Raw genomic sequence first — 23,623 nt, 5'->3', positions numbered from 1 at the left:
ACAAAACGGCCCATGACCTGCCCGTTTATCCCCTGAGCCACCGACGTAGCAGGCCTTCAGGAACCTCGTCCGCTGTCAAGGCGAAGGAGCGGTGGTCAGCCCATTCGCCGTTGATGTGCAGGTACCGTTCCCGATACCCCTCATCGCGGAAACCGAGCTTCTCAACTACCCGCAAGCTGGGTTTGTTTTCGGGCCTGATGTTGATTTCCATCCGGTGAAGGCCCAACACCTTGAAGCAGTGATCGGTTGCCATGGCCACCGCTGTCGGAGCAATACCCTGCCCCGCCCGGCCCTTATCCACCCAGTAACCCAGCGTGGCCATCATGGCCGATCCCCAAATAATGGAAGAAACGGTCAGCTGCCCGACGATGAGCGGCTCCCGGAATCCCGGGGTCCTTTCAACAATGAGGAAAGGCAACGCAGTGGACTGGCGCGCCTGGTAGTTCAGCGAGGCCACCATCTGCCGATAGCTGGGCAGGCGCCCACCCGGTGCCGGGTTGGACGCCTCCCAGGGAGCAAGCCATTCGCTGTTCCGCGAACGGACTTCGGACCACTCCCGCTTATCGCGGTATCGGATGGGGCGAAGAAGCAGGTCTCCGCTTTCCAGCGTCACCGGCCAGATCGCAGAGCCGTACATCCTGAGGTTACTTGGGAAGCGAGGCAGTGAAGGTCGGCAGCCACTCACGCAGTTCAGGACCAAGGTCCTCGCGTTCGCAGGCAAGCTCGATGCAGGCCTTGAGGTAGCTGAGTTTATCGCCGGTGTCGTAACGGCGGCCCCGGAAGACAACGCCGTACACGCCGTAGCCTTCACCTTCACCGGCCGCAAGGACCTCGAGGGCGTCAGTCAGCTGGATCTCCCCGCCACGGCCCGGAGCTGTATTCTCCAGGACGTCAAACACGGCCGGGTGCAGCACGTAGCGCCCGATCACGGCAAGGTTGGACGGCGCTTCTTCCGGGGAAGGCTTCTCCACGAGCTGCTTGATGCGGACGTAGCCGTCCTCGCCGATCTCTTCGACGTCGGCGCAACCGTAGGCGCTGATCTTGGAGGGTTCCACCTCGATGAGCGCAACCACGGACCCGCCGGTCTTCTGCTGGACGGCGATCATGTCGCTCAGGAGGTTGTCGCGGGCGTCAATGAGGTCATCACCCAGGAGAACCGCAAAGGGCTCGTGGCCGACGTGCTGCTTTGCACGAAGGACTGCATGGCCGAGGCCGTTGGGGTCGCCTTGGCGGACGTAGTGGATGTCACCGAGGTTGGTGGCGGACTGGATGGCCTCAAGCTTGGCGGTATCGCCCTTTTCAGCCAGCGTCGCTTCCAGCGCCGGCACGCGGTCGAAATGATCCTCCAGGGCGCGCTTGCTGCGCCCGGTGATCATCAGGACGTCGTGCAGGCCAACCTTGACCGCTTCTTCGACGACGTACTGGATGGCTGGCTTGTCAACCACGGGCAGCATTTCCTTCGGCATCGCCTTTGTTGCAGGCAGGAACCGGGTGCCAAGACCCGCTGCGGGGATGACGGCCTTACGGACAGCATTGTTATCGAGAGTCACCGGACTAATGTAACGGAAGGAACACATCATCGGCTAAACCCTCGCCGCGCCGGGAAGACTTTTCTGTGGACCCGACGGCAGCTTCTGTTGCCGGACCAGCACCAGGCGAACCTCACGATCGGACACCCATGGCATCGAAGGAAGACATCCGCAGCACCCGGCGCCTCCACCGGCGGGGCCTCACCCCCGAGCAGATTGCCGCCGCAGGCACGTCCCTTGCACAGCATGGAACGGCATGGGCCGCAGCAGCCACTTCCGGCGCACCGGCCACTTTTGCCGTCTACGTGGGCGTCGCATTTGAGCCGCCCACCATGCCCCTCATCCACTCCCTGTACGAGGCAGGGCACCGGATCCTCCTTCCCGTTTGCGAGCCCGGCAGGCAGTTGAGCTGGGTCTACTGGACGCCGTCCACCGTCTTTGTCCGTTCGTCCTATGCCCCTATTGACGAACCCGAGGGTGAACGCCTGGAAAGCCAGGTTGTGGCAGGAGCCGCCGGAATCTTCATGCCCGCCACGGCTGTGGACAGGGATGGCAACCGGATTGGCCAGGGCGGGGGCTACTACGATCGGCTCCTCCAGGGCCTGGACACTTCGGGCTCGCGGCCGCCCACCATTGCGGTGGTGTACGACGACGACCTCTTGCCGGAAGGTTCGATTCCCGCCGAAGCCTTCGACCGCCCCGTGCGGGAGGTGTTGACGCCAGCCGGCGTGGTCAAACTCCACAGCCGGGCAGAGGACAGCAGAACGGCGGACCCGGGCACCGCTGGAAGAACAGCCTGAGGACACTGCCTGCTGGTGAGGTCCGGCACATCTGCTGGCGCATCGGACGGAGCCGGATGATAGAATTGGCACTCAGGCCCTGCGACTGCTAATGCGAAGTAAAATCTTCGCCACGCTGCACAGGACCTGAACTTTGTCCTGAAGGAGGAACTCAGTGCCCACATACGCATACGCCTGCAAAGACTGTGACCATGCCTTTGACATCGTCCAGTCATTCTCTGACAGCTCCCTGACGGAGTGCCCTGAGTGCAAAGGCGCCCTTCGCAAGAAGTTCAACAGCGTCGGCGTCGTCTTCAAGGGCTCAGGTTTCTACCGGACTGATTCCCGTGACGCCAAGGGAAGCACCGTCTCAGCGGCACCGGCAGCACCCGCTGCGGCATCTTCTGCGCCTGCAGCCACCCCTGCCCCCGCAGCTGCTGCGAGCTGAGTCCCCACCTTTTCCACATACGCCGCTGGGTCCCTGTCAGGTGTGCCGGCGCGTGGCTAGCGTGGCGTCATGCCACAACAGTCTCGAAGCGCCCTCCTTGCCCGCGCCCGTCGATCAGCGTCAGCAACCACCGGTCCTTCGCGCCCGGTTCCCTCCGCGAATCCTGGGCACCAATCTCCGGGCCGTAACATGCCCACGAGGTTCCATCGCCCGCCGGATCATTCCACCCCTCGGGGCAGGCGGCGAAGGATTGGCTCGTGGATTGCCCGGAACAGGCGCCTCACCGTTGCCCTCCTGCTGTGCTTGGCCGCCGGCATCGCAGTCCAACAACTGACCCCGGCCCCGGAGCTGCAGGTCAGCGTTTTGGTGGCCGCCCGCGACCTCCCAACGGGAGCTACTCTCGCTGAGTCTGACTTCACCACCATGGGCATACCCCGTGACTTCGCCCTCACCGGGGCGATCTCGGATGGCGGGGCCCTTGTTGGCCGCCAGTTGGCTGCACCTTTGAACCGGGGTCAGATTCCCACGGAATCCAGCCTTCTGGGCCCCGGGCTCCTCACCGGATCACCGGTGGGCACGGCGGCCGTTCCCCTGCGGATGGCCGACCCGTCCTCCATCCAGCTGCTCTCCCCCGGCCAGTTGGTCACCGTGGTCCTGACATCGTCCGGTTCCTACGACGAATCACGGCAAACCCAGGTACTGGCAGGTCCGGTACCTGTGCTCTGGACCTCAGCACACGGCGGCAAAGCCGGCGAATGGTTGGGCACCAACGACACCGAAGGACTTGTGGTGGTAGCCGCGGATCCCCAACAAGCAGAAAAGCTTGCCGGCGCATCTACGCAAGGCAAGCTTTTCTTTGTTCTGGTCACCCCGTGACGGGCGATCCACATGGTGGCGGAAGATCAGCCCCAGTGCGGAGGCTTTTGTTCCTTCAACCACTGCTCATGGTCGTAGCCGGACTCGTCTCCCCATCGGCGGGGATCATCTTCCGCGGCTTTGGTGGGAAGAATGCCACTCACGCCGGGCTTGGCTGCCGCACTCCTGGCCTCCGAAGCCTCATCATCGGCATCGGCGGCCGGTTCGGCAGATTCGACCCCAACCTCGTCTTCGGGACCGGTTGCTTGTTCCATCAGTACTGCTTCTTTCCCGTTGTCTGCGTAGCTGTCTTCGTTTCCGGCAGCTTCGCCAGGCTGAACCTGGTCCTCCCGTGCCGGACTCGGAGCAAATGTGGGCTGCCCTTTGTCCGCACTCAATTGTTCAACGTCCATGTCCAGGAAGCCATGCTCCGGCGACGTCGACCGCGGAATGTGGTTCTCCAGCCCAAGGTACGAACCGATGCGATCCGCGCAGGATGAAGGATCCGTGAAGACCTCAATGGTCCACAGGGACATGTACCGCCACCCCATGCGCTCCAGCAGTTGCGGACGCAGCCGGCTGCGTTCGCGGACACTCATCCGGCGATAGCGCTCGGTTCCATCGGATTCGATGGCAACGGGTGTGGGGATTTCCGCTCCCTCCCGGCCAATCGTATGAACGGGATCAGCGGCAGCAGCAATGTCCAGCACGCCATCATAGAGATGCCATACACGGGCACCGCGGGCCCTCAGTCGTTCTCCAAGGTCAGCCACCAAAGGATCCTCGCCAAGAGCCTGCTCACTGGCAACCGCACGGGAAGCGGGGGTACCAAGATTGCTGTTTCCCGAAAGCTCCCTGTCCAGCAGCTCGTAGAAGTCCACGGCGCCGTGAGCCAGCCGGTCAAGGTCAAGGTCCTCGGGACGGAAGCAGCTCAGGACATGCATCGAACGCCGTGCACGGGTCATGGCCAAGGCGAACCGGTTACGGCCACCCTCAGCGGACAGCGGCCCGAAAGAGTGCAGTGCCCGGCCGTGCGGGGTGCGCCCGTATCCGAGGGAGAAGATCACGTGGTCCCTCACCAGGCCTTGGGCACGCTCCAGGTCCACCACACGGAAAGACTCAGGGCCGGCGCCAAAGAAGGTGGACAGCAACGGATGGTTGGGCAGTTGCAGCCTGATCGCCTCGCCGATGCGGGCAGCATGGCGCAGGCTGGCCGTCACAACCGCCAACGACGTGCGGGGCCGCAGCCTGGCGTGTTCGAACACAAGGTCCACCACGCGGTTGACCTCTGCTGTCACGGATTCGACGCCCTCGTGGTCAGCCCCGGGAAGGCCAGTGCCATCGGGAATGTACTCCACCAGGATGGAGCGGTCCAACCCTGTGACGGAGTTCCCGTCGGGCAGGCGGCGCAGGCCCCCGTCGTAATAGTTTTTGCTCAGCTGAAGGATCAGGTCCTCGTCCACCGCCCGGTACACCCAGTTCAGCTGCCAGGTTGGCAGGACCCTTGCCAGTGCTTTGAAGGCGCTGTCGACATTCTCGTGGCTTGCAACGCCGGCAACCGGCGGCTCCACGGCAACGCTGAAGGTCCGTGCATGGGCAATCTTCGCATCACCGAAGGCCACCACTTGCTTGGCCCTGGCAATGGCCGGGAGGACAGCCTGCAGCGAGGTGGATTCGGCGTCAATCACCACCACGGCGTCAAACTTTTGCTCGGCGGGAAGAACACCGGTCAGGAGGTAGGGGCTGACCGACCACACAGGCACAAGCAGCGGCACCAGGTCCGGCGCCTGGGCACTGAGCGCAGGCAACGTGACCCGGCCGTCCTTCAGCAGTGCGCGCAGCAACTCCGCCTGCCTTGGGTGCTCTTGGAGCCCCTGGCGCCATTTCTGCGCCAACTGCCACCGGAGGCGGGCGGCACCGCTGGCGATGTGCGCCTGGTCTGCAAGCCGGTATTCGGCTTCAAGGCGACGCAGGGAATCGCCGTCGGACATCGCCAGGTAGTCGTCCCCGCTGATCATGGCTTCCAAAGCGGACTGCCACCAGGCCAGGTCCAATTCGGCAGCCACGGAAGCGGCAGGAACTTCGCGGGCAGCCAGGTCGGACAACAATTCACCGAGTCCGTGCTCGCGCATTTCCTCGATGAGGAGGGTCCGCTCGGGAAGGGTCTCCAGTGTTGCCGTGTCTGCAACAAGCCGTTCCAACCGCTCCATCAGTTCCAGATACGGGGTGCCGTGCAGGGAGCCACCGGCGCTGGTGTGCTTGAGCGAGGCACCGAGGCGGTGCAGGACATCGTCAAGTTCCCTGTAAAGGACACCAAGATCAGCGAGTCCGGAAGGCACTGCGGGGTGGCGCTGAGTGGTGGCATAGCCTGCCCACAGGGCCCTCTGCTCCTGAACCAGGACAAGGGAACTGTGCAGATCGGCGATGTGCACGCCGGGCCGCACGTATTCCTTCGCTACCCGGCGCAGGCGGGACCGCTGCATGGAGGGCATCTCCAGGTTCCGCTCCCGGCGCCAGGCGGAGCTGGCGGTCGCGGAAATAAGGTCATGTACCGGCCGGTCGAAGATATCAGGGGTGAACTTATCCAGGCTTTCCCGGACGGCGATGAGCAGTTCGAGCTGTGCACCCCATTCGGTGAAAGTATCGCCCAGCCGGATTTCAGCGTGGTCGGAAACCTGCTTCATCCTGTCCCGCAGGACAGGAAGCTTCTCCTCTGCCAGGCGCGCGAGTTGTTGGGCTTCTTCGGTCTCCTTGCGCGTGACGAGGCGTGCGCCGTACCAAGGGCTGGAAGTGGACGTCCGGCTGAAGCTGCCGAGCTCCGCTGCCCGGCGCAGGCGGCCTGCCAGTTCCTCCCGGTCCTTGATGTTGTCCAGGACGCTGCGCTTGAGGCGGACAGTGGTGGAAGGCGCGGGGTGGATGGATGTCAGCTCTGCCAGTGACTGCATGGCCTGGTAGGGAGAGCACCCCCACCGTTCACGGACGTTGTGCAGCGAGGCCACATGGTCCATCAAGGCGTGGCGGTGCCCGGTCAACGTCTGGTGCAGATTGCCCAGCTGGGGTTCAAGCGCTTTTTCGTTGCGCATGATGGCCCGGACCAATTGGCCCTTGAGCTGCTGCGGAGTGGTCCCGTTGCCGGGGCGGAACAGCATGGAGTCAAGGCCGAGCGATTCCAGATGCGCGGAGAGTCCTGCCAGGCTGGACTGCCTGTCACCTACCACCAGCACGGATTTGCCTTCGCTGACCAGCGCACCGATCGCATTGATGGCGGTTTGGGTCTGCCCGCTGCCCGGCGGGGTGCTGACAACCAGGGAATCCCCGGCGCGGACGGCATCCACAACGTACTGCTGGTCCGTGTCGGCGTCCAACAGCAGGAGTTCATCCGCCGGATCACGAAGATCGAGGCTGGGGAACCGGCCGGCTTTGATCGGCTCAGGCTCAATGTCACCACCGTTGGCTGCAACAGCAAGCGCCGCAACGGTGGGATTGTTCATGTTGATCCATGGATCATCGAGGTTGCCCGACAGGTCAGCCAGGGTGGTGACCAGCAGGTTGAACTCCACCTCGGCACCGTGAATCGGCTGGACGAGTGTTGCCAGCCGGTCCAGCACCGGCTGGGGATCGAAACGCGCGGTGTTATAGGCCATGCGGGCCACTGCGTTGACGTCGAAGACGATGCCATGGACCGATTTCAGGTGGCGGACCAAGGCAGGATTCATCCGTGCCTGCTCGGTGAGCTGAAGCTCGAAGTCGTCTTCGCCCGGCCTGATGGTCAGGATGATCGAAGCGAGCATGACGGGTGCGGAAACGCGTTGGGGCTTTCCACCAACAGCAGAGGTCCACACTACGGTCCCTGCCGACAAATAACCGGCCTCAATACCGCGATCGTTGCTCAGCTCGAAGATCTTGGACCTGATATTGCGGGCGGCGCGGGCTGCCACCAAGTACTGCTGCCTGTCCCGGATCAAGGTGGACAGGCGCGTCCTTCGACCTGCCAGCAACTGCGCCAACCCCGAGGGGTGCGCGTTGCTGAGATCGATGGCGCCCTCCGGCGTCTTGACGAAACGCAGCATCGTGTCCGCCCCGGTGACGGGCTTAAGACCAGACAGCCATTTACGGAGCTCTTCGGAGCCCTCTTCCTGGCCTTGACCTAATGACACAACTTCTGCCTTCTTTTCTGTACTAGCTTTAGACGCCTTGGACCATACCGGCATACCTTCGAGGGTAGCGGGAATACCTTGGCAGTCCGGACCGCAACGCTGTTCCGACGCGAAATTCGCCGTCATTTCACAGGTGCCTGCCAAATTGCGGGGACCACGGCACTACGGGGGTCCAAGCAAAATGGCCGGCCTCCAAAGGAAGCCGGCCACTTTAGAATGCTATTCCCACTCGATGGTTCCCGGTGGCTTGCTGGTGACATCCAGCACCACGCGGTTCACTCCATCAACTTCGTTGGTGATGCGGTTGGAGATCCGGGCGAGGAGGTCATAAGGCAACCGCGACCAGTCCGCCGTCATGGCGTCCTCGGAGGACACCGGGCGCAGCACGATCGGGTGGCCATACGTACGGCCATCACCCTGGACACCAACACTGCGGACATCGGCCAGGAGGACAACCGGCATCTGCCAGACGTCGTTATCCAACCCTGCGGCCGTGAGTTCGGCGCGGGCAATGGCATCGGCCTTGCGCAGCAGGTCCAGGCGTTCCTTGGTTACTTCGCCTACGATACGGATTCCGAGGCCCGGGCCCGGGAACGGCTGGCGTCCGACGATTTCCTGCGGCAGACCAAGCTGGGCACCAACAGCGCGCACTTCATCCTTGAACAAGGCCCGCAGCGGCTCGACGAGCTCGAACTGCAAATCCTCAGGAAGCCCACCCACGTTGTGGTGGCTCTTGATGTTCGCAGCACCTTCGCCGCCGCCTGATTCGACGACGTCCGGGTACAGTGTTCCCTGAACCAGGAACTTGATCTTCTCGCCTTCGGCAGCAGCCTGGGCGATGATGGCCCGCTCGGCTTCTTCAAAAGCACGAATGAACTCCCGGCCAATGATCTTGCGCTTGGTTTCGGGGTCGCTGACGCCGGCCAAAGCCGACTGGAAGCGCTCCTGCTCATTGGCGACGTAGAGGTTGACGCCCGTGGCAGCCACGAAGTCGCGCTCGACTTGCTCGGCTTCGCCTTCACGCAGGAGGCCGTGGTCAACGAAGACACAGGTCAGCTGGTCGCCAACGGCGCGCTGGACCAAAGCCGCAGCTACAGCGGAGTCGACGCCACCGGAGAGGCCACAGATAACTTTGGAGTCCCCGATCTGCTCGCGGATCCGGTCCACCTGCTCTTCGAGGATGTTGCCGGTGGTCCAGTTGGGGCTCAGGCCGGCCCCCTTGAACAGGAAGTTCTCCAGAACATGCTGGCCAAGGACAGAGTGCTTCACTTCCGGGTGCCACTGCACACCGTAAAGGCGCTTCTCGTCATTGGCGAAGGCAGCTACCGGAGCTCCGGCCGTAGTAGCCAGAACCTCGAAGCCCTCGGGGGCCTCGTGAACAGAGTCGCCGTGGCTCATCCAGGTGTTCTGGGACGCCGGGACGCCATCGAGGATGGAGCGTGCGTCACCTACCAGCAGGGCTTCGGTGGCACCGTACTCCCGCAAACCGGTCTGGGCTACCTTGCCACCCAGGGCATTGGCCATGGCCTGGAATCCGTAGCAGATGCCAAACACGGGAACGCCGGCCTCGAAGAGGTCAGCACCCACGAACGGGGCACCCTCTGCGTAGACGCTTGAGGGCCCTCCGGAAAGGATGATGGCTGCCGGGTTCTTGGCCAGAAGCTGCTCGGTGGTGAAGGTATGCGGAACAATTTCCGAATACACATTCGCTTCGCGGACGCGGCGGGCAATCAGCTGCGCGTACTGGGCACCGTAGTCAACAACCAGCACCGGCTTCTGGGAAGTTTGGGGTGCGGTGGGAGTAGTCACCAGACAAGACTACTTTGCCGGGCCGTCCCGGTGCACGTCCGCGAAGCCTGCAAGGGGCCAAAACGCCCCTTGCCGTAAGGCATCTCACATGCATTGCTGCGCGTGGGGCCGGCGGTGTCCTAGTACCGCTTGGATGCCTGGGGGTTGGCGGCCAGTTCAGCTTCCACCTGGGCGTGGAACTTCTTCTCCACAATGAAGGACAGCAACGGAATCACACCGCCCAGGGCCAGCAGGACCATCTTGGAGAACGGCCAGCGCATGAGCGACCACAAGCGGAAGTTGGAGACCAGGTAGACCACGTACATCCAACCGTGCACGATCAACACCGAGGTGGAGATGTTGAATCCGCCAATCACTCCCTTGGGCTCGGATTCGGCGAAGCCAAAGCCAAAGGGCTGACCCGTCACGGCGTTGGTGCCGCCTGCGAACAGCGAAACTCCAAACCCGTAACGGGCGATGAGTTCGGCGCACAGCAGGAGCAGCATGGCACCGGTGAGGTAGGCCATGACTTTGTAGAACTTCAGCGCCGAACGGATCTGGGCTTCCGTTCCGCCAAACCGCCGCTTCTTGGGCTTGGGTCCGGATTGTTCGGGCTGGATGGCCGGTTTTGGCTCAATCATTGCTGCACCTTTTGTTCTGGCTCTGGGCTTGTAGGTTCTGTGGTGGCCCCGGGACGCTCCGAGGGATAGGAGACGCGTTCGTCGTCGAATTCTTCGTGGCCGTCGCCGTCTCCGCCTTCTTCATCCTCGTAGTCCTCGTAGTCCTCGTCCTCTTCGAGGTCGCGACGGTAGTCGTCCTTGACCAGGCGCCACCAGATGAAGAGGGAGAACCCAGCGAAGACAACCCATTCCACGGCGTAGAAAAGGTTCAACCAGTTGACCTTCTCCGCAGGCGGCTGAGGCGGGATGTTGAGGGCCTTTACGTCGTCGCCGAGCGGCAGGGTGACTCCGCCCGACACTTCCGACGTCGCTGCGACGAACCCCGGGTAGCTGGACACTTCCCAGATGTTGATGAGCTCGGCGGAAGAGACTGCTGACGCACGGCCTGGACCGGCGTCGACGTTTGGAACGGGAGCTTCAGAGGGAATGAGGCGGCCGGTCACCGTGATGATGCCAGACGGCGGCGGGCCGGCTTGGGCGGCGTCGGCTACCCAGCCGCGGGCCACAGGAATCCACGTTTGGGGTGAGGCCGCAACACCGCTCAGGGCCGGAGCGTTGTTGACGGCGAAGGCCGAGACGATCCAGAAGCCCTTTTGGTTGTTGTAAAGGCGACCCTCCACAAGAACCTGTTTGGCGGGATCGTAGGTTCCCGTAGCCGTGACCATCTGGTCCGAAACGGAACCGGGAAAGAACTGCCCGGGTTTAAGGACGTCCACCAGCGGTTTGACTTCTTCAACACTGGACGGCGCCGGGGGCTCGTGCTGGGCGGACCGGCTGAGCTGCCACTGGCTGAGCAGCACAAACACCCCGGACAGCAGAAGCGCAAAGACCAGTCCTGCGATCCAGCGGGGTTTCAACGCGGTTTTCAACACCCCTTAACCGTACTTCGTCCGGCTGTAGAACAACGAAACGAGGTGTTTTAGGCCTGCCCCAATCTCTAGTGGTCGAAGAACACCAGGCTGGAGTTGATGAGCTCGGAGATGACCTCAGGATCGTGGGCGCGCCGGAGTGACTCGCGAAAGGATTCCTTGGACAAGGATCGCGCCAGCGTGGCCAGAACTTCCAGGTGGTCGGAGAACGAGCTGGCAGGGGTGGCGATAAGGAGGATCAACGTCGCCGGACCGTCAGTTGCCCCGAAGTCCAGGGCGTGGCCGAACTTGGTCACACCCACTGCGATGGAGATCCTGTCCACGAATTCGCTTCGGGCATGCGGAAGCCCGATTCCGCCGGGAAGTCCTGTGGCCAGTTGGTGCTCGCGTGAGTGCACCTGTTCCAGGAAGCCTTCGAGGTTGGTGATCCTGCCGGCAGCGTGGAGCTTATGGGCCAGCTGGGCAGCGGCGTCGATCTTGTCCTCTGCGACGAGTTCAAGGATGACGGTGTCCGGGGTGGTCAGTTCCGCGTCATACCGGTCAAGTGGTTCTGCCAAGTCGTGTTCCCTCCAGTGTGGCCTTCCGGCCCCATTTTCCTGAGCTGGTCAGCGAAGGGGCACGATGTCATCCACTCCCATGCGCGCGGCATCGGCCGATTCGTCGTCGGGTTGCTGCTGGCTGAGCCGTTCAGCGTCCACGCGTGCCAGGTAGTGCTTGATCTCGCTTTCGCGCTGATTCTCGCTCCAGCCAAGGATTTCTCCCATCAGCTTAGCTACTACAGGGACCGCTGCCACACCCCGGTCCCACGATTCGATCGAGATCCGTGTTCGTCGCGTCAAAACGTCGTGGACATGACGGGCGCCCTCGTGCGTTGTTGCGTAGACGACCTCGGCGGCGAGGTAGTCATCGGCACCGGGCAGGGGCTCCCCCAGTTCAGGGCGTGCGGAGATCAGTTCAAGTACCTCCGGCGTCATGGATCCGTACCGGTTCAGCAGGTGTTCAACCCGGGCAACGTGGACACCGGCTTCCTCGGCCGAACGCCCCCGCCGGTTCCAGGCGGCTTTGAAGCCTTCCGCTCCCAGCAAGGGGATGGTGTCCGTGCAGCTCGGGGGAACCCGCTCGTCCATGGCCCTTGTTGCCTCGTCCACGGCGTCTTTGGCCATGATGCGGTAGGTGGTGTACTTGCCGCCGGCCACCACTACGAGCCCGGGCACGGGATGGGCAACCACGTGCTCACGCGAGAGTTTGGCAGTGGAGTCGTTCTCCCCGGCAAGCAATGGCCGCAGGCCGGCGTAGACGCCTTCAACGTCTTCACGGGTCAACGGGCGCTTGAGGACTTTGTTGACATGCTCCAGGACGTAGTCGATGTCCTTGCTGGAGGCCGCCGGATGGGCCTTGTCCAGTTTCCAGTCCGTATCCGTGGTGCCAATGATCCAGTGGCGGCCCCATGGGATGACGAAGAGAACGGATTTCTCCGTGCGCAGGATCAAGCCAACCGTGGATTGGAAACGGTCGCGGGGCACCACCAGGTGGATGCCCTTGGAGGCACGGACTTTGAGTTGGCCCCGGTCGGTGACCATGGCCTGTGTTTCATCGGTCCAGACTCCGGTGGCGTTGACCACTTGCTTTGCCCTGACGTCAAAAACGCTGCCGTCTTCCTGGTTCTCGAGCCTGGCTCCCACTACGCGTTCGCCCTCGCGAAGGAAGTCCACCACGCGCAGCCGGTTGGCGGCATGGGCTCCGTAGTGGGCCGCGGTCCGGACCACGTTCACTACCAGGCGGGCATCGTCCACCTGTGCGTCGTAATAGCGGATGGAACCCACGAACGCGTCGTCCTTCAAACTGGGGGCAGCGCGCAGGGTTCCGCGCTTGAAGAGGTGCTTGTGCATGGGAACGCCGCGGCTGTGCCCGGAGGTCAGCCCCAGGGTGTCGTAAAGCATGATGCCCGCACCGACGTAGGGACGCTCCCAGAACCTTCTCGTCAGCGGGTATAGGAAGGGCACTGGGCGCACCAGGTGGGGTGCGATCTGCTGAATCAGCAGTCCCCTTTCCTGGAGGGCTTCCTGGACCAGGCCGAAATCAAGCATTTCAAGGTATCGGAGGCCTCCGTGGATGAGCTTGGAAGACCGGGAGGAAGTACCCGACGCCCAGTCCCTGGCCTCCACGATACCCACGGTAAGCCCACGCGTCACGGCATCCAGGGCAGCCCCGGCTCCCACCACGCCCCCACCAACGATGAGGATGTCCAGCTCCTTGCCGGCCTCGGCAGTGGATTTCAGGACTTCGATCGATGCGGCACGGGATTCCGGGCTCAGCGCTCCCGGAGAACCCGCCTGTGGACCGCCTGCGGCATTGCTCATCGGACCCCTCCTCAAACGCAACAGCTGGTAATCCCCTACCCTACTTGCTGCCCGCCGCCTTGGGCAGGGCAATGCCGGCCAGGAAGGCAGAATCCCGGACAACCAAGAAAGCCCCTGTTGGCTCCGACCGGAATCGGCAGTCAACAGGGGCTTTCAGCGCTTGGTTATCAGTTGCCCTCGTAAGGCGAGACAACGACGTCGACCCTCTGGAACTCCTTGAGGTCCGAGTAGCCGGTGGTTGCCATGGAACGCCGCAGCGCACCGATCAGGTTGGACGTGCCATCGGTGTGGTGGCCGGGGCCGAACAGGACCTCTTCCAACGGACCGACGGTTCCGACGTTGACGCGGTCACCGCGGGGGGATTCGAGGTGGTGGGCTTCCGGACCCCAGTGCCAGCCGCGGCCGGGTGCTTCTTCCGCACGTGCAAGGGCACTGCCGAGCATGACGGCGTCGGCCCCCATGGCGATGGCCTTGACGATGTCACCGGAGCTTCCCATGCCGCCGTCGGCAATGACGTGGACGTAACGGCCGCCGGACTCGTCCATGTAGTCGCGGCGGGCCGCAGCGACGTCGGAGATGGCGGATGCCATGGGCGAATGGATGCCCAGGGCCCGGCGGGTGGTGGTGGTAGCGCCGCCGCCGAAGCCCACCAGGACTCCGGCCGCGCCGGTGCGCATGAGGTGCAGCGCCGGGGTGTAGCCGGCCGCACCGCCAACGATCACGGGGACGTCGAGTTCGTAGATGAACTGCTTGAGGTTCAGGGGTTCGTGATTCTTCGAGACATGCTCAGCTGAAACCGTGGTTCCACGGATAACGAAGATGTCGACGCCGGCAGCCACCACGGTCTTGTAGTGTTCCTGGGTGCGCTGCGGGGTCAGGGAGCCGGCTACAGTGACGCCGGCGGCACGGATTTCGGCCAGGCGGGAACTGATGAGTTCCGGCTGGACGGGTGCCTTGTAAAGGTCCTGCATGCGGCGGGTAACGGCGGGGCTGCTGGTTTCGTCGGCAAGGCCGGCGATCTCGTCGAGCACCTTCTGCGGGTCCTCGTATCGGGTCCAAAGGCCTTCCAGGTCCAGGACGCCAAGGCCGCCGAGGCGGCCGAAAGCGATTGCCGTGTCCGGGGACATCACGGAGTCCATGGGAGCAGCGATCACTGGGGTGTCAAACTTGTAGGCGTCGATCTGCCAGGAGACAGAGACGTCCTTCGGGTCACGCGTACGGCGGTTCGGGACGATTGCGATGTCATCCAGGGAGTAGGCACGACGCCCACGCTTGCCTCGGCCAATCTCTATCTCATAAGTCACGGCTCTTACTTTACTGGACCCCTCCCGGAACCCCGATTCGGCAAATAAAGTAAAAACTTCATAAAGTGTGCCAAGCACATCATTGAAGGGGGACCCATGACGCCTGGATTCTACCGAGCCGGCATTGAGCCACCGGGATTGCTGACCGGAAAACTCCGCGCAGCCCGGGAGCAGTATCCCGCGTGAGCTACCAGACAGGCCCAGCGCCTCTCCCCCACGCCGCCCTGCCCCTGGACTATTGGCTATCGACCGAACTCGCCGCGATAACGCCTGCCGGTGCGCGCTCCCGGCTTCGGGAGATCGCTGATGCGAGAGGTTCCTACATGGGCGCCTGGGCCGCCGGCATTGGCATGGGGGCAGTCCTCATCCTCCTGGGCGTCATCCTCGCCATCCGGCTGGGCACGCTGGTGCCGGTTCCTTCCTTCGGCCTCCCCGGAGCGGCAATCAGCGTACTCTGCTCCGTCTTCTACGCACGGGTGCGCGACCGGTTGCCGCGAACTGGCCGGTTGATCGTCAATCGTGGGCCCGGGAACTTGCGTGGCGCGTTGTCATTCGCAGGGTTCGTCCTGGTCGTTTTCATCGGCCTGTTCGCCTTCACGGCCAAACCGTCCACTTGGCAGGATCCTGCCGCGTTGCTGACGCTGGCTGCGGTTATTACGTTCATGGTGTGCCTCCTTGTGGCGGCAATCATCGTCCCGGCCACCATCGCGGGCCGTTCGAGGGAGTCGCTTCGCCGCAAAGCTGCAGCCGATCCCCATTTCCGGGCGCTGCTGGAACAGGACCTCGCTACGTGGCGTGATCCTTACGGCGATGCAGGATACGGACCTCTTTAGGTCTCAGGAGCCGTCCGGCTGGTCTCATCCACTGATAGCTGGGATTCGAACATCCGGAAGTACCGGCCACGAAGCGCAACCAGTTCCTTATGGGTGCCCTGCTCGGCGATGCGCCCGTCTTCGAGCATGTAGACGATGTCCGCCTTTTCAATGGTGGCGAGGCGGTGGCTGATGGCGATGATGGTGCTGCTGCGGTCAGCAAAAAGCCTTGTGAAGATCCGGTGTTCGGCCAGGGCATCAATGGCAGAGGTGGGCTCATCCATCACCATGAACGAGGCGTCACGATAGAAGTTACGGGCCATCGCCAGCCGCTGCCATTGCCCGCCTGAGAGCCCACTTCCCTTGCGCCCGCGCGGATCCTCCATCCAGTTGCTGACGTGGTTCTCCAGTCCATTGGGCAGTTTGTTGATGAACTCCATGGCCTCGGCGTCTGAAGCGGCCCTGCGGATACGAAGGTCGTCGCGGGGCAGGTCCACGTCCCCCAGGTAGATGTTTTCGGCCGCGGTGGCGAATTCGTACTTCAGGAATTCCTGGCTCAGGACCGCCAGGTGCCGGTGCCAACTGGTCACATCAATCCCGGCCAGGTCCTTGCCGTCCAACAGGACCTGTCCGGAATCAGGCTTGTACAAACCGGCCAGGATCCGGATCAGCGTGGACTTGCCGGCGCCGTTCTCCCCCACGATTGCGATGTGCTGGCCCGCCCTGATGGTCATCGAAATGCCCTTGATGACCTCGATCTCACTGCCCGTGTAACTGAACCGGATGTCCCGCATTTCCACGATGGAGGGCGAGGATGCAAGCGGTGGTTCGTGCCCGCTGGGTACCGGCAAGGCCATGAACAACTCGTAGTCCTTGAGGTTGGCCAGATCTTCGTCAATGGAGCTGAGCGAGGACACCAGGTTGTTGGCCGTGGACAGTGCGCGGCTGACGATCTGTTGGACATAAAGGAACTGGCCAACGGGCTGGGCCCTGGCGATAATCTGCCCGACCACCCAGATCAGCGACACCACCTCGGCACCATACTGGAGGGCATCGGCCGCGAGCTGTTTGGGAATGTACCGTTTTTGGAAGTCCAGGCGCCTGCGCTCATCGGCGTCCCTCAACCGGGAGCGAAGGTCCATCAGATATCCAACGATGCCGTACAGCCGCATCTCGGCGATGTGCTGGGGTCGCAGGAGGTTCTGCTCGATCATCCGCCGTTGGCGCCGGGAATCAACCTGGGTGTTCCAGTGGGCGATCTGTTCACGGGAGAGCTTGAACTGGAGGTAGACGCTGGGAACGATCGCGACCAGGACGATCACGGCGATCCACCAGCTCACCAACAACAACGCACCGATGGCGAGGATCACCGAGACGAGCTGGGTGAAGATGGCCGCTATCCGGTCCAGGACGCGGGCATAGGAGTCGGAGAACCGCTTGGCACGGTCGTAGAGGTCCACCGTCTCTTTGTCGTCATAGCGCCAGAATTCAAGGGCCAGGAATCGCTGGTACATCATGTCGCCCACGATCGCGCCGACTTTGAAGCTCATGAGCTGCTGGATGTAGCGGTCCACGCTGCTGAAGGCACCCCAGAACAACCCCAGCGCAGCGGTGATGATGACGTACAGGATTGCCTGCGGACCGGCGTCGGGATCCCCCGCGTAACCGGCCGCCAAGGCGGTAGTGGTCAATGCGGCGAAGTAGGTGGTCACCAGCGGCAGGGTGGCCGAAATGACCGAACCGAGGACTTTCATGATGACCGCCACCGGTGAGGCTTTGAAGCTCACCTTCAGGACCTGCCCAACAGCGCGTGCGTACGGCCGCAACGCCAGCTTGCGCGGCGGCGGCTTGCCGGGTTGGACAGGGGTCACCCGAAGTGACTCCGGGTGCCGCGGTTGCGCGGGCTTCTCTGACATGTGCCCAGCCTATTCCCGTGCGCCGACATTGATGCTTCTGGGTTAAACAACTGTTCCCCGCGGAAATTCCGCGGGGAACAGTATCTGTTTAGCGGGAGCCGTAGTTGGGGGCTTCCACCGTCATTTGGATGTCGTGCGGGTGCGATTCCTTCAGGCCGGCCGGGGTGATGCGGACGAACTTGCCGCGGGCCTTGAGCTCGGGAATGGTGGGGGCACCGGTGTAGAACATGGTCTGGCGGAGTCCGCCCACCAGCTGGTAAGCCACCGAAGCCAACGGGCCCCGGAAAGCCACACGGCCTTCGATGCCCTCCGGGATGAGCTTGTCGTCACCGGAGACGTCGGCCTGGAAGTAGCGGTCCTTGGAGTAGGACGTGTTCTTGCCGCGGGACTGCATGGCGCCCAGGGAGCCCATGCCGCGGTAGCTCTTGAACTGCTTGCCGTTGACGAAGATGAGCTCGCCCGGGGACTCTTCACAGCCGGCCAGGAGGGATCCGAGCATGACGGTATCGGCGCCGGCAACCAGCGCCTTGCCGATGTCGCCCGAGTACTGGAGGCCGCCGTCGGCGATCAGCGGAACGCCGGCAGGGATCGCAGCCTTGGCGGACTCGTAGATCGCGGTGATCTGCGGGACACCGACTCCGGCCACCACGCGGGTGGTGCAGATGGAGCCCGGGCCCACGCCCACCTTGATGCCGTCGGCACCGGCGTCGATAAGTGCCTGGGCACCCTCACGGGTGGCGGCCTGTCCGCCGATGATGTCCACGTGGGCAGCAATCGGATCGGACTTCAGCCGGCGGATCATGTCCAGCACGCCTTGTGAGTGGCCGTTGGCCGTGTCAACGAACAGCGCATCCACGCCGGCGTCGATCAGCTTCATGGCGCGCTCCCAGCCGTCGCCGAAGAAGCCGATTGCTGCGCCCACGCGGAGGCGGCCTTCGTCGTCCTTGGTGGCCAGCGGATACTGCTCTGCCTTGGTGAAGTCCTTGGTGGTGATGAGGCCCTTCAGGCGGCCCTGCTCGTCAACCAGGGGGAGCTTTTCGATCTTGTTGGTGGCGAGCTTGTGCGAGGCTTCCTCACGGCTGATGCCCACGTGCCCGGTGATGAGGGGCATCTTGGTCATGGCGTCGCTGACGCTGCGGAGCGGGAATTCCGATTCCGGAATGAAGCGGGTGTCGCGGTTGGTCACGATGCCCAGCAGGCGCCCGTCGGTGTCCACCACGGGGAGGCCCGAAACACGGTAGCGGGAGCAGAGTTCATCCAATTCCTGCAACGTGGCCTGCGGTCCGATGGTCAGCGGGTTGGTGATCATCCCCGATTCGCTGCGCTTGACGCGGTCCACGTGCTCGGCCTGGTCATCGATGGACAGGTTGCGGTGAACCACGCCCAAACCGCCCTGGCGGGCCATGGCGATGGCCATGCGGGACTCGGTCACCGTGTCCATCGCTGCGGACAACAGCGGCGTCTGGACGGAAATTCGCTTGGAGATCCGGGAGGAGGTGTCGGCGTCGGACGGGATGACGTCGGTGTGGCCCGGGAGCAACAGGACGTCGTCGTACGTCAGGCCAACAAAGCCAAAGGGATCGTGTTCGGGCTGGGTCATGAGTGTGCGCCTCTTACCTGGGTTCCGGGGGCTTAACTGGTAGGGGTTGCAACTGATGACCAGCCCGTCATTACGGGACTGGCCTGTGCATAAGGTACCTGTGCGGAAATTGCGTGTGCAGAAGGTATTGGATAAATACTAGAACCTTCGCGCCGATCGCCATATTCCGCGAAGGCCCAGTGTGAGCAACGGCACTGGACTTAGCCGCCGGACCACCCCGTGGCAGCCAGGAGCCGCTGCTCGAACATGGGGATCATGCTTTGCACGTAGGTTTTGGTCAGATGGTTGTCATCTTTGTAGACGTAGACATTGCCCACCACTGCCGGGCAGGTGCCTTGCTCGCAGATGAAGTCGCTCATATCCATCAGGAAGAGCCGGTCCACTTTGCCCACGTAGTCGTCCAGGGGCGAGGACGCGGCCAGGGACTCCTCAAGCGGGGCATTGCAGTCAGGGGAATCCGGGCCCTTCTTCTGCACGCACTCGGGCATGTTGATGCTGAACCGGGGGTTGTCGCGGACGCCCACAACGTCAATTCCGGCATCGGTGAAGGGTTGGATCCCTTCGAGGTAGCCAGGGACTTCAGTCTCGAAAGGTGCCGTGGCATGGGTCAGCGAGGCCACAGTGAACACAGCATCGGGCCGGTGTTCCATGACGTAGGCAGCACTCGCCTTGTTGAACTCGTTGCATTCGGCGGTCCGTTCGGGAGATTCCGCGCCAAAGCGGCAACTGCCCTTCAACAGCGTCACTACTTCCCATCCGTGCTGTTTGGCGATCGGCCCCAGCGCAGCCATGTACTGCTGGGCGTGCGAGTCGCCAAGCACCACGATCTCCTTGGTAACTTCCTCGGGTTCGTCGTTTTGCAGGCATCCCTCCAGCAAGGGATCCGAGGGGACGTTGTCCCCCGTGCACAGCCCGTCAATGTCAGCCCATTCGTCCTTCATCGCAGCCGGCGCCGGGATGATCATCGCCTCCTGGGTGGGTTCGCCGACGAACTCCGGAGACAGCGCGGCCGCGCCTGGGGTCAGTTCCTTGGGCTGGCCGGCGATCGCGGCACTTTCGGAGGCGATGGCCCCCTGCCAGGCGGTGACGGGCAGCGCCAGCAACGCACCGCAGGCGGCAATGACGACGGCGGCACGCCAGGACCGGACGTCAGGCCACTCCCAGCGGCGCAGGGGAACTTCGACGTACTTGGTGGTCGCGAGGGCGAGCACCATGGACGCGGCCATGATCCCCAACCCCTGAAGGAGGTTCGGCGACGTGGTGCCGGAAACAAGGAGGAAGAACACCAGGACCGGCCAGTGCCACAGGTAAAGGGCATAGGAGTTGTCCCCCACCACAACCAGCGGACGTGAGCTGAGGATCCGGTCCACGCCGAAACGGCTCCCGCTCTGTCCGGCAATGATCACCGCTGCTGCTGCCAGGGTAGGCCAAAGCGCAATGAAACCAGGGAATGAACGGTCAACGGTAAGGACCAGTCCGCAGGCCAGCATCGCTGTGATTCCTGCCCAGCCAAGGAAAACGCGGAGTCGTCGTCCGGGCTTGAGGTAGGGAAGAGCAAGGGCAAGCATCGAACCAAGGGCGAATTCCCACAGGCGGGCACGGGTATCAAAGTACGCTACCGCCTGGTTGTTGGTGGTTTCCTCGATCGAGAACACCAGGGACGCAGCGAAGATGACCCCGAACACCCAAAAGAGGAGGGTTCTATGGGCAACGGCCTTCCGGGCGGGGAATAGCTTGGCCAGCTGCGGCTGCAGCAACGCAACACCGGCGAAGACCAGCGGCCACAGGATAAAGACCTGTCCTTGGACGGACAGGGACCAGAAGTGCTGGAGCGGACTCGCCCCTGAATGGTCCTGTGCGTAGTAGTCAACGGCTGTGTCAGCCAGCTGCCAGTTCTGCCGGTACAGCAGCGAAGCCCACGCCTCGGCAAGGACATCCGACCAGCGGCTTTGCGGAATGAAGGCCCACGTGGCGGTCAGGACTCCCAACAAAACCACGACGACGGCGGGCAGCAGCCGCTTGAAGACGTGCAGCCAATGCTGCAGGAGCCTCAATGGCTTCCCGTTCTCGAGTTTGCGGGTGAAGGACAGTGTCAGCAGGAAAGCCGAGATGAGCAGGAAAACATCCACTCCGCCGGAAACCCTGCCAAGCCAGATATGGTAGGCCGCCACCATCACCACAGCCAGGGCGCGCAGGCCCTGGACTTCCGGACGGAAGCCGGGTTTCGGCGTCGTGCGTTTCTTCCCGGCGGGTGCCGCCGCTGTTGGCGTGTCCATCATCGCTGCCACCCCGTAGCGGCAAACCACCTTTCCTCAAACATTTCAGCCATGCTGGTGACGTATGTCCTGGACAGGTGGTTGTCGTCCAGATACACGAACACGTTTCCCACCACGCTGGGGCAAGTGATGCCGTCGCAGAGGAGGTCGGACATGTCCAGGAAGGCCGCGTTGCCGAATGTTCCCTGCACTGCCGCGAAGGGGCTTTCAGCGGCAAGGACCTCTGGCTGGTCGGACTTGCAGTCGGCACTGTCCACGCCCTTGGACAAGGCACACTCGGTGACGTTGTAGTCGTAACGGGGGTTGTCGCGGATGGCCACCACCTCAATGCCCAAATCGTTGAAGTTGGTCACGGTCTGGTCAAAGCCGTAGATCAACTGCTCATCCGGCGAGGACGGGGACGCCATGGTTCCCACCATGAAAACTGTGTCCGGAGACTTTTCCGCCGCGTACCGGAAAGCGGCAACATTGAAGTCATTGCAACCGGCGTCGGCGTCCGGGTTCTCCGGCATGAAGTGGCATCCGCCCAGCAACAGCGCAGTCACCTTCCAGTGCTCCGCCTCCGCCAGCGGAGCAAGTGCAGCAAGCCACTGCTGGGAATGGGAGTCGCCCAACACCAGGATCTCCCGGTCAGCGTCCTCCCCCACATCGTTCTGCTGGCACTTGTCCTGCAATTGCTTGTCCCCGGGCTTGGCATCGCCCTCGCACGGGCCGGACAACGTTGCCCAGTCTTCCGGAAGCTGCTCAGCGGTAGGCAGTGTCTTGGCGCCATCGCTGACCAGGTCCACGTAACCGGGAACCAGCGCGTGGGCGCCGGGGTTGTCATTGAATGCCTGCGCCTGGGCGGCTTTGAGGTCCAGGTCCTGCTTGTATTGGAATCCCAGCAGTGGTGCGCACGCCACGGCCAGGCACGCTGCAATCGCGATGACCGAACGGCGGCGCTTGACCTCAGGCCATTTCCATTCCCGGAACGGCTTCTCCACGTACTTGGTGGTCAGGAACGCCAGGACCAGGGACAAAGCAATGATCACTGTTCCCGAGAGCCAGCCGGCATGGTCCTTGCCACTCCAGGCCAGGGCGATCACCAGGATGGGCCAGTGCCACAGGTACAGGGCGTAGGAATTGTCACCGAGCCGGACCAGGAACTTTGAACTGAGGATCCTGTCCACGCCCAAACGGCTCCCGCTCTGGCCCGCAGCAATCACGGCAACCGCGGCCAGCGTAGGCCACAACGCAACGAATCCGGGAAATGCCGTCTGCACCTGAAGCAGGACACCGCAGCTGAGCATGGCCGCGACGCCAACCCATCCCATGACCACGCGCACTGGCTTGGCGAAGTTCAAACCCGGGAGAACCAGCGCCAGCAACGTGCCCAGGGCGAACTCCCAGAGGCGCGCAAAGGTATCGAAGTACGCCACTGCCTGGTTGGTGGCCGTGAAGATGACGGAGTACGTCAAGGAAAGAGCAAAGATGACCGCAAAAACGTAGGCGAGCGTGGCCCTGTACCTGAGGCTGAACCGGCGGCAAAGAACTGCGACGGTGGCAAAAATGACAGGCCACAGAATGAACACCTGGCCCTGGATGGAAAGGGACCAGAAGTGCTGCAGCGGGCTGGCCAGGCTGTGGTCGGTTGCGTAGTAGTTGACGGCCAGGCCCTGAAGGAGCCAGTTCTCGAAATAGAAGAGCGATGCCCACGCCTGGTGGACCACCTCCACCCAGCGTGTGGGCGGAAGGAAGGCGAACGTCGCCGCCAGCGTAGCAAGGAGTACCACCACGACGGCGGGAAGCAGCCGCCGGAACAGGTGCAGCCAGTGCCGCACAAGGTCCATGGGGCGGCCCTGTTTAAAACGGCCGGTGAACTGCAGCGTCATGAGGAAGGCAGAGATCAGGAGGAAGACATCCACGCCTCCGGAAACCCGGCCGATCCAGATGTGGTAACTGACAACCATCAGGACGGCGAGCGACCTCAGACCTTGGATCTCAGGGCGGAATTTCGACTTTGCAACGGGTCCGGAAGGCCGCCTGCCGGCGCGGGCAGGTGCTGGGAGCGTTGGCATAGTCACGTTAGGCAGTTCCTCAAAAGCTGTGGCACAAAGCATCAATCATACGCGGGTTGGCGGCCCCAACCCAGTCGGGACCCTTCCCGGGACCGGTCTTCATAGGTCAATCAGGACCGATCCCGCTCTGCATTTTCCCTTTCCATCCTGTGCGTGGCGTGTGCGTGGCCTGTGCCTGAATGGCTGGAAAGGG

17 protein-coding genes are annotated in these 23,623 nt (G+C 63.0%); 4 read left to right on the top strand and 13 right to left on the bottom strand.

Annotated elements, in window-relative coordinates; translation table 11 throughout:
• Positions 1–25: 25 nt before the first annotated feature.
• Both AC6JA3_RS07010 and galU read right to left on the bottom strand, forming a co-directional pair.
• Complete coding sequence (locus AC6JA3_RS07010) at positions 26–637, bottom strand: GNAT family N-acetyltransferase (protein ID WP_026539881.1); 612 nt, start codon at positions 635–637, stop codon at positions 26–28.
• A gap of 7 nt (positions 638–644) precedes the next feature.
• Positions 645–1,580 (bottom strand): UTP--glucose-1-phosphate uridylyltransferase GalU, encoded by a 936-nt coding sequence (gene galU, locus AC6JA3_RS07005; protein WP_175493325.1) that lies wholly within the window; start codon positions 1,578–1,580, stop codon positions 645–647.
• A gap of 98 nt (positions 1,581–1,678) precedes the next feature.
• Here galU and AC6JA3_RS07000 point away from each other — a divergent pair, with 98 nt between their 5' ends.
• The 3 genes from AC6JA3_RS07000 to cpaB all read left to right on the top strand — a co-directional run bounded on the left by AC6JA3_RS07000 (position 1,679) and on the right by cpaB (position 3,632).
• Entirely contained in the window at positions 1,679–2,329 is a 651-nt protein-coding gene (locus AC6JA3_RS07000) for a 5-formyltetrahydrofolate cyclo-ligase (protein WP_497920029.1), read from the top strand.
• 154 nt (positions 2,330–2,483) lie between these two features.
• Positions 2,484–2,756, top strand: a complete 273-nt coding sequence (locus AC6JA3_RS06995; protein WP_026546253.1) for an FmdB family zinc ribbon protein — start codon at positions 2,484–2,486, stop codon at positions 2,754–2,756.
• Between the two features lie 69 nt (positions 2,757–2,825).
• A complete protein-coding gene (gene cpaB / locus AC6JA3_RS06990) occupies positions 2,826–3,632 on the top strand; it encodes a Flp pilus assembly protein CpaB (RefSeq protein WP_091549999.1) in 807 nt (268 codons plus the stop codon).
• A gap of 26 nt (positions 3,633–3,658) precedes the next feature.
• Here the strand turns inward: cpaB and AC6JA3_RS06985 are convergent, their stop codons facing one another.
• From AC6JA3_RS06985 to AC6JA3_RS06955, 7 genes are all read right to left on the bottom strand, one after another.
• Positions 3,659–7,822, bottom strand: coding sequence for an AAA family ATPase (locus AC6JA3_RS06985; RefSeq protein ID WP_497920626.1), 4,164 nt, complete (start codon positions 7,820–7,822; stop codon positions 3,659–3,661).
• Between the two features lie 165 nt (positions 7,823–7,987).
• On the bottom strand, positions 7,988–9,577 hold the full coding sequence (gene guaA / locus AC6JA3_RS06980; protein WP_026539875.1) for a glutamine-hydrolyzing GMP synthase: 1,590 nt from the start codon (positions 9,575–9,577) through the stop codon (positions 7,988–7,990).
• Positions 9,578–9,696: 119 nt separating this feature from the next.
• Positions 9,697–10,197: a DUF3817 domain-containing protein gene (locus AC6JA3_RS06975; protein WP_017200326.1), complete on the bottom strand. Its 501-nt coding sequence runs from the start codon at positions 10,195–10,197 to the stop codon at positions 9,697–9,699.
• Entirely contained in the window at positions 10,194–11,108 is a 915-nt protein-coding gene (locus AC6JA3_RS06970; RefSeq protein WP_497920028.1) for an SURF1 family protein, read from the bottom strand. Before AC6JA3_RS06970 ends, AC6JA3_RS06975 begins: the two co-directional genes overlap by 4 nt.
• Before the next feature lie 65 nt (positions 11,109–11,173).
• Positions 11,174–11,662 carry a PTS sugar transporter subunit IIA gene (locus tag AC6JA3_RS06965; RefSeq protein ID WP_026539873.1) on the bottom strand — a complete coding sequence of 163 codons (489 nt, stop codon included), beginning with the start codon at positions 11,660–11,662 and terminating at the stop codon, positions 11,174–11,176.
• Positions 11,663–11,710: 48 nt separating this feature from the next.
• Positions 11,711–13,465, bottom strand: a complete 1,755-nt coding sequence (locus tag AC6JA3_RS06960) for a glycerol-3-phosphate dehydrogenase/oxidase (RefSeq protein WP_091549996.1) — start codon at positions 13,463–13,465, stop codon at positions 11,711–11,713.
• Positions 13,466–13,632: 167 nt separating this feature from the next.
• A complete protein-coding gene (locus AC6JA3_RS06955; protein ID WP_497920027.1) occupies positions 13,633–14,769 on the bottom strand; it encodes a GuaB3 family IMP dehydrogenase-related protein in 1,137 nt (378 codons plus the stop codon).
• Positions 14,770–14,951: 182 nt separating this feature from the next.
• On the opposite strand from AC6JA3_RS06955, the gene AC6JA3_RS06950 reads away from it, so the two are divergent.
• Positions 14,952–15,602, top strand: a complete 651-nt coding sequence (locus AC6JA3_RS06950) for a hypothetical protein (protein ID WP_497920026.1) — start codon at positions 14,952–14,954, stop codon at positions 15,600–15,602.
• Here the strand turns inward: AC6JA3_RS06950 and AC6JA3_RS06945 are convergent.
• The 4 genes from AC6JA3_RS06945 to AC6JA3_RS06930 form a co-directional block, all read right to left on the bottom strand.
• Positions 15,599–17,497 (bottom strand): ABC transporter ATP-binding protein, encoded by a 1,899-nt coding sequence (locus AC6JA3_RS06945; protein WP_497920025.1) that lies wholly within the window; start codon positions 17,495–17,497, stop codon positions 15,599–15,601. The two genes, AC6JA3_RS06950 and AC6JA3_RS06945, sit on opposite strands and share 4 nt — an antisense overlap.
• Before the next feature lie 88 nt (positions 17,498–17,585).
• Complete coding sequence (gene guaB / locus AC6JA3_RS06940) at positions 17,586–19,097, bottom strand: IMP dehydrogenase (RefSeq protein ID WP_026539869.1); 1,512 nt, start codon at positions 19,095–19,097, stop codon at positions 17,586–17,588.
• A gap of 200 nt (positions 19,098–19,297) precedes the next feature.
• Positions 19,298–21,376, bottom strand: coding sequence for an acyltransferase family protein (locus AC6JA3_RS06935; protein ID WP_497920024.1), 2,079 nt, complete (start codon positions 21,374–21,376; stop codon positions 19,298–19,300).
• Positions 21,373–23,430: an acyltransferase family protein gene (locus AC6JA3_RS06930; protein WP_497920625.1), complete on the bottom strand. Its 2,058-nt coding sequence runs from the start codon at positions 23,428–23,430 to the stop codon at positions 21,373–21,375. The genes AC6JA3_RS06935 and AC6JA3_RS06930 overlap by 4 nt, the downstream gene beginning before the upstream one ends.
• Between the last annotated feature and the right edge of the window lie 193 nt (positions 23,431–23,623).

The sequence above is a fragment of the Arthrobacter sp. TmtSoilC79 genome, assembly GCF_059739405.1.
This window is presented reverse-complemented; position numbering and strand designations above follow the sequence as displayed.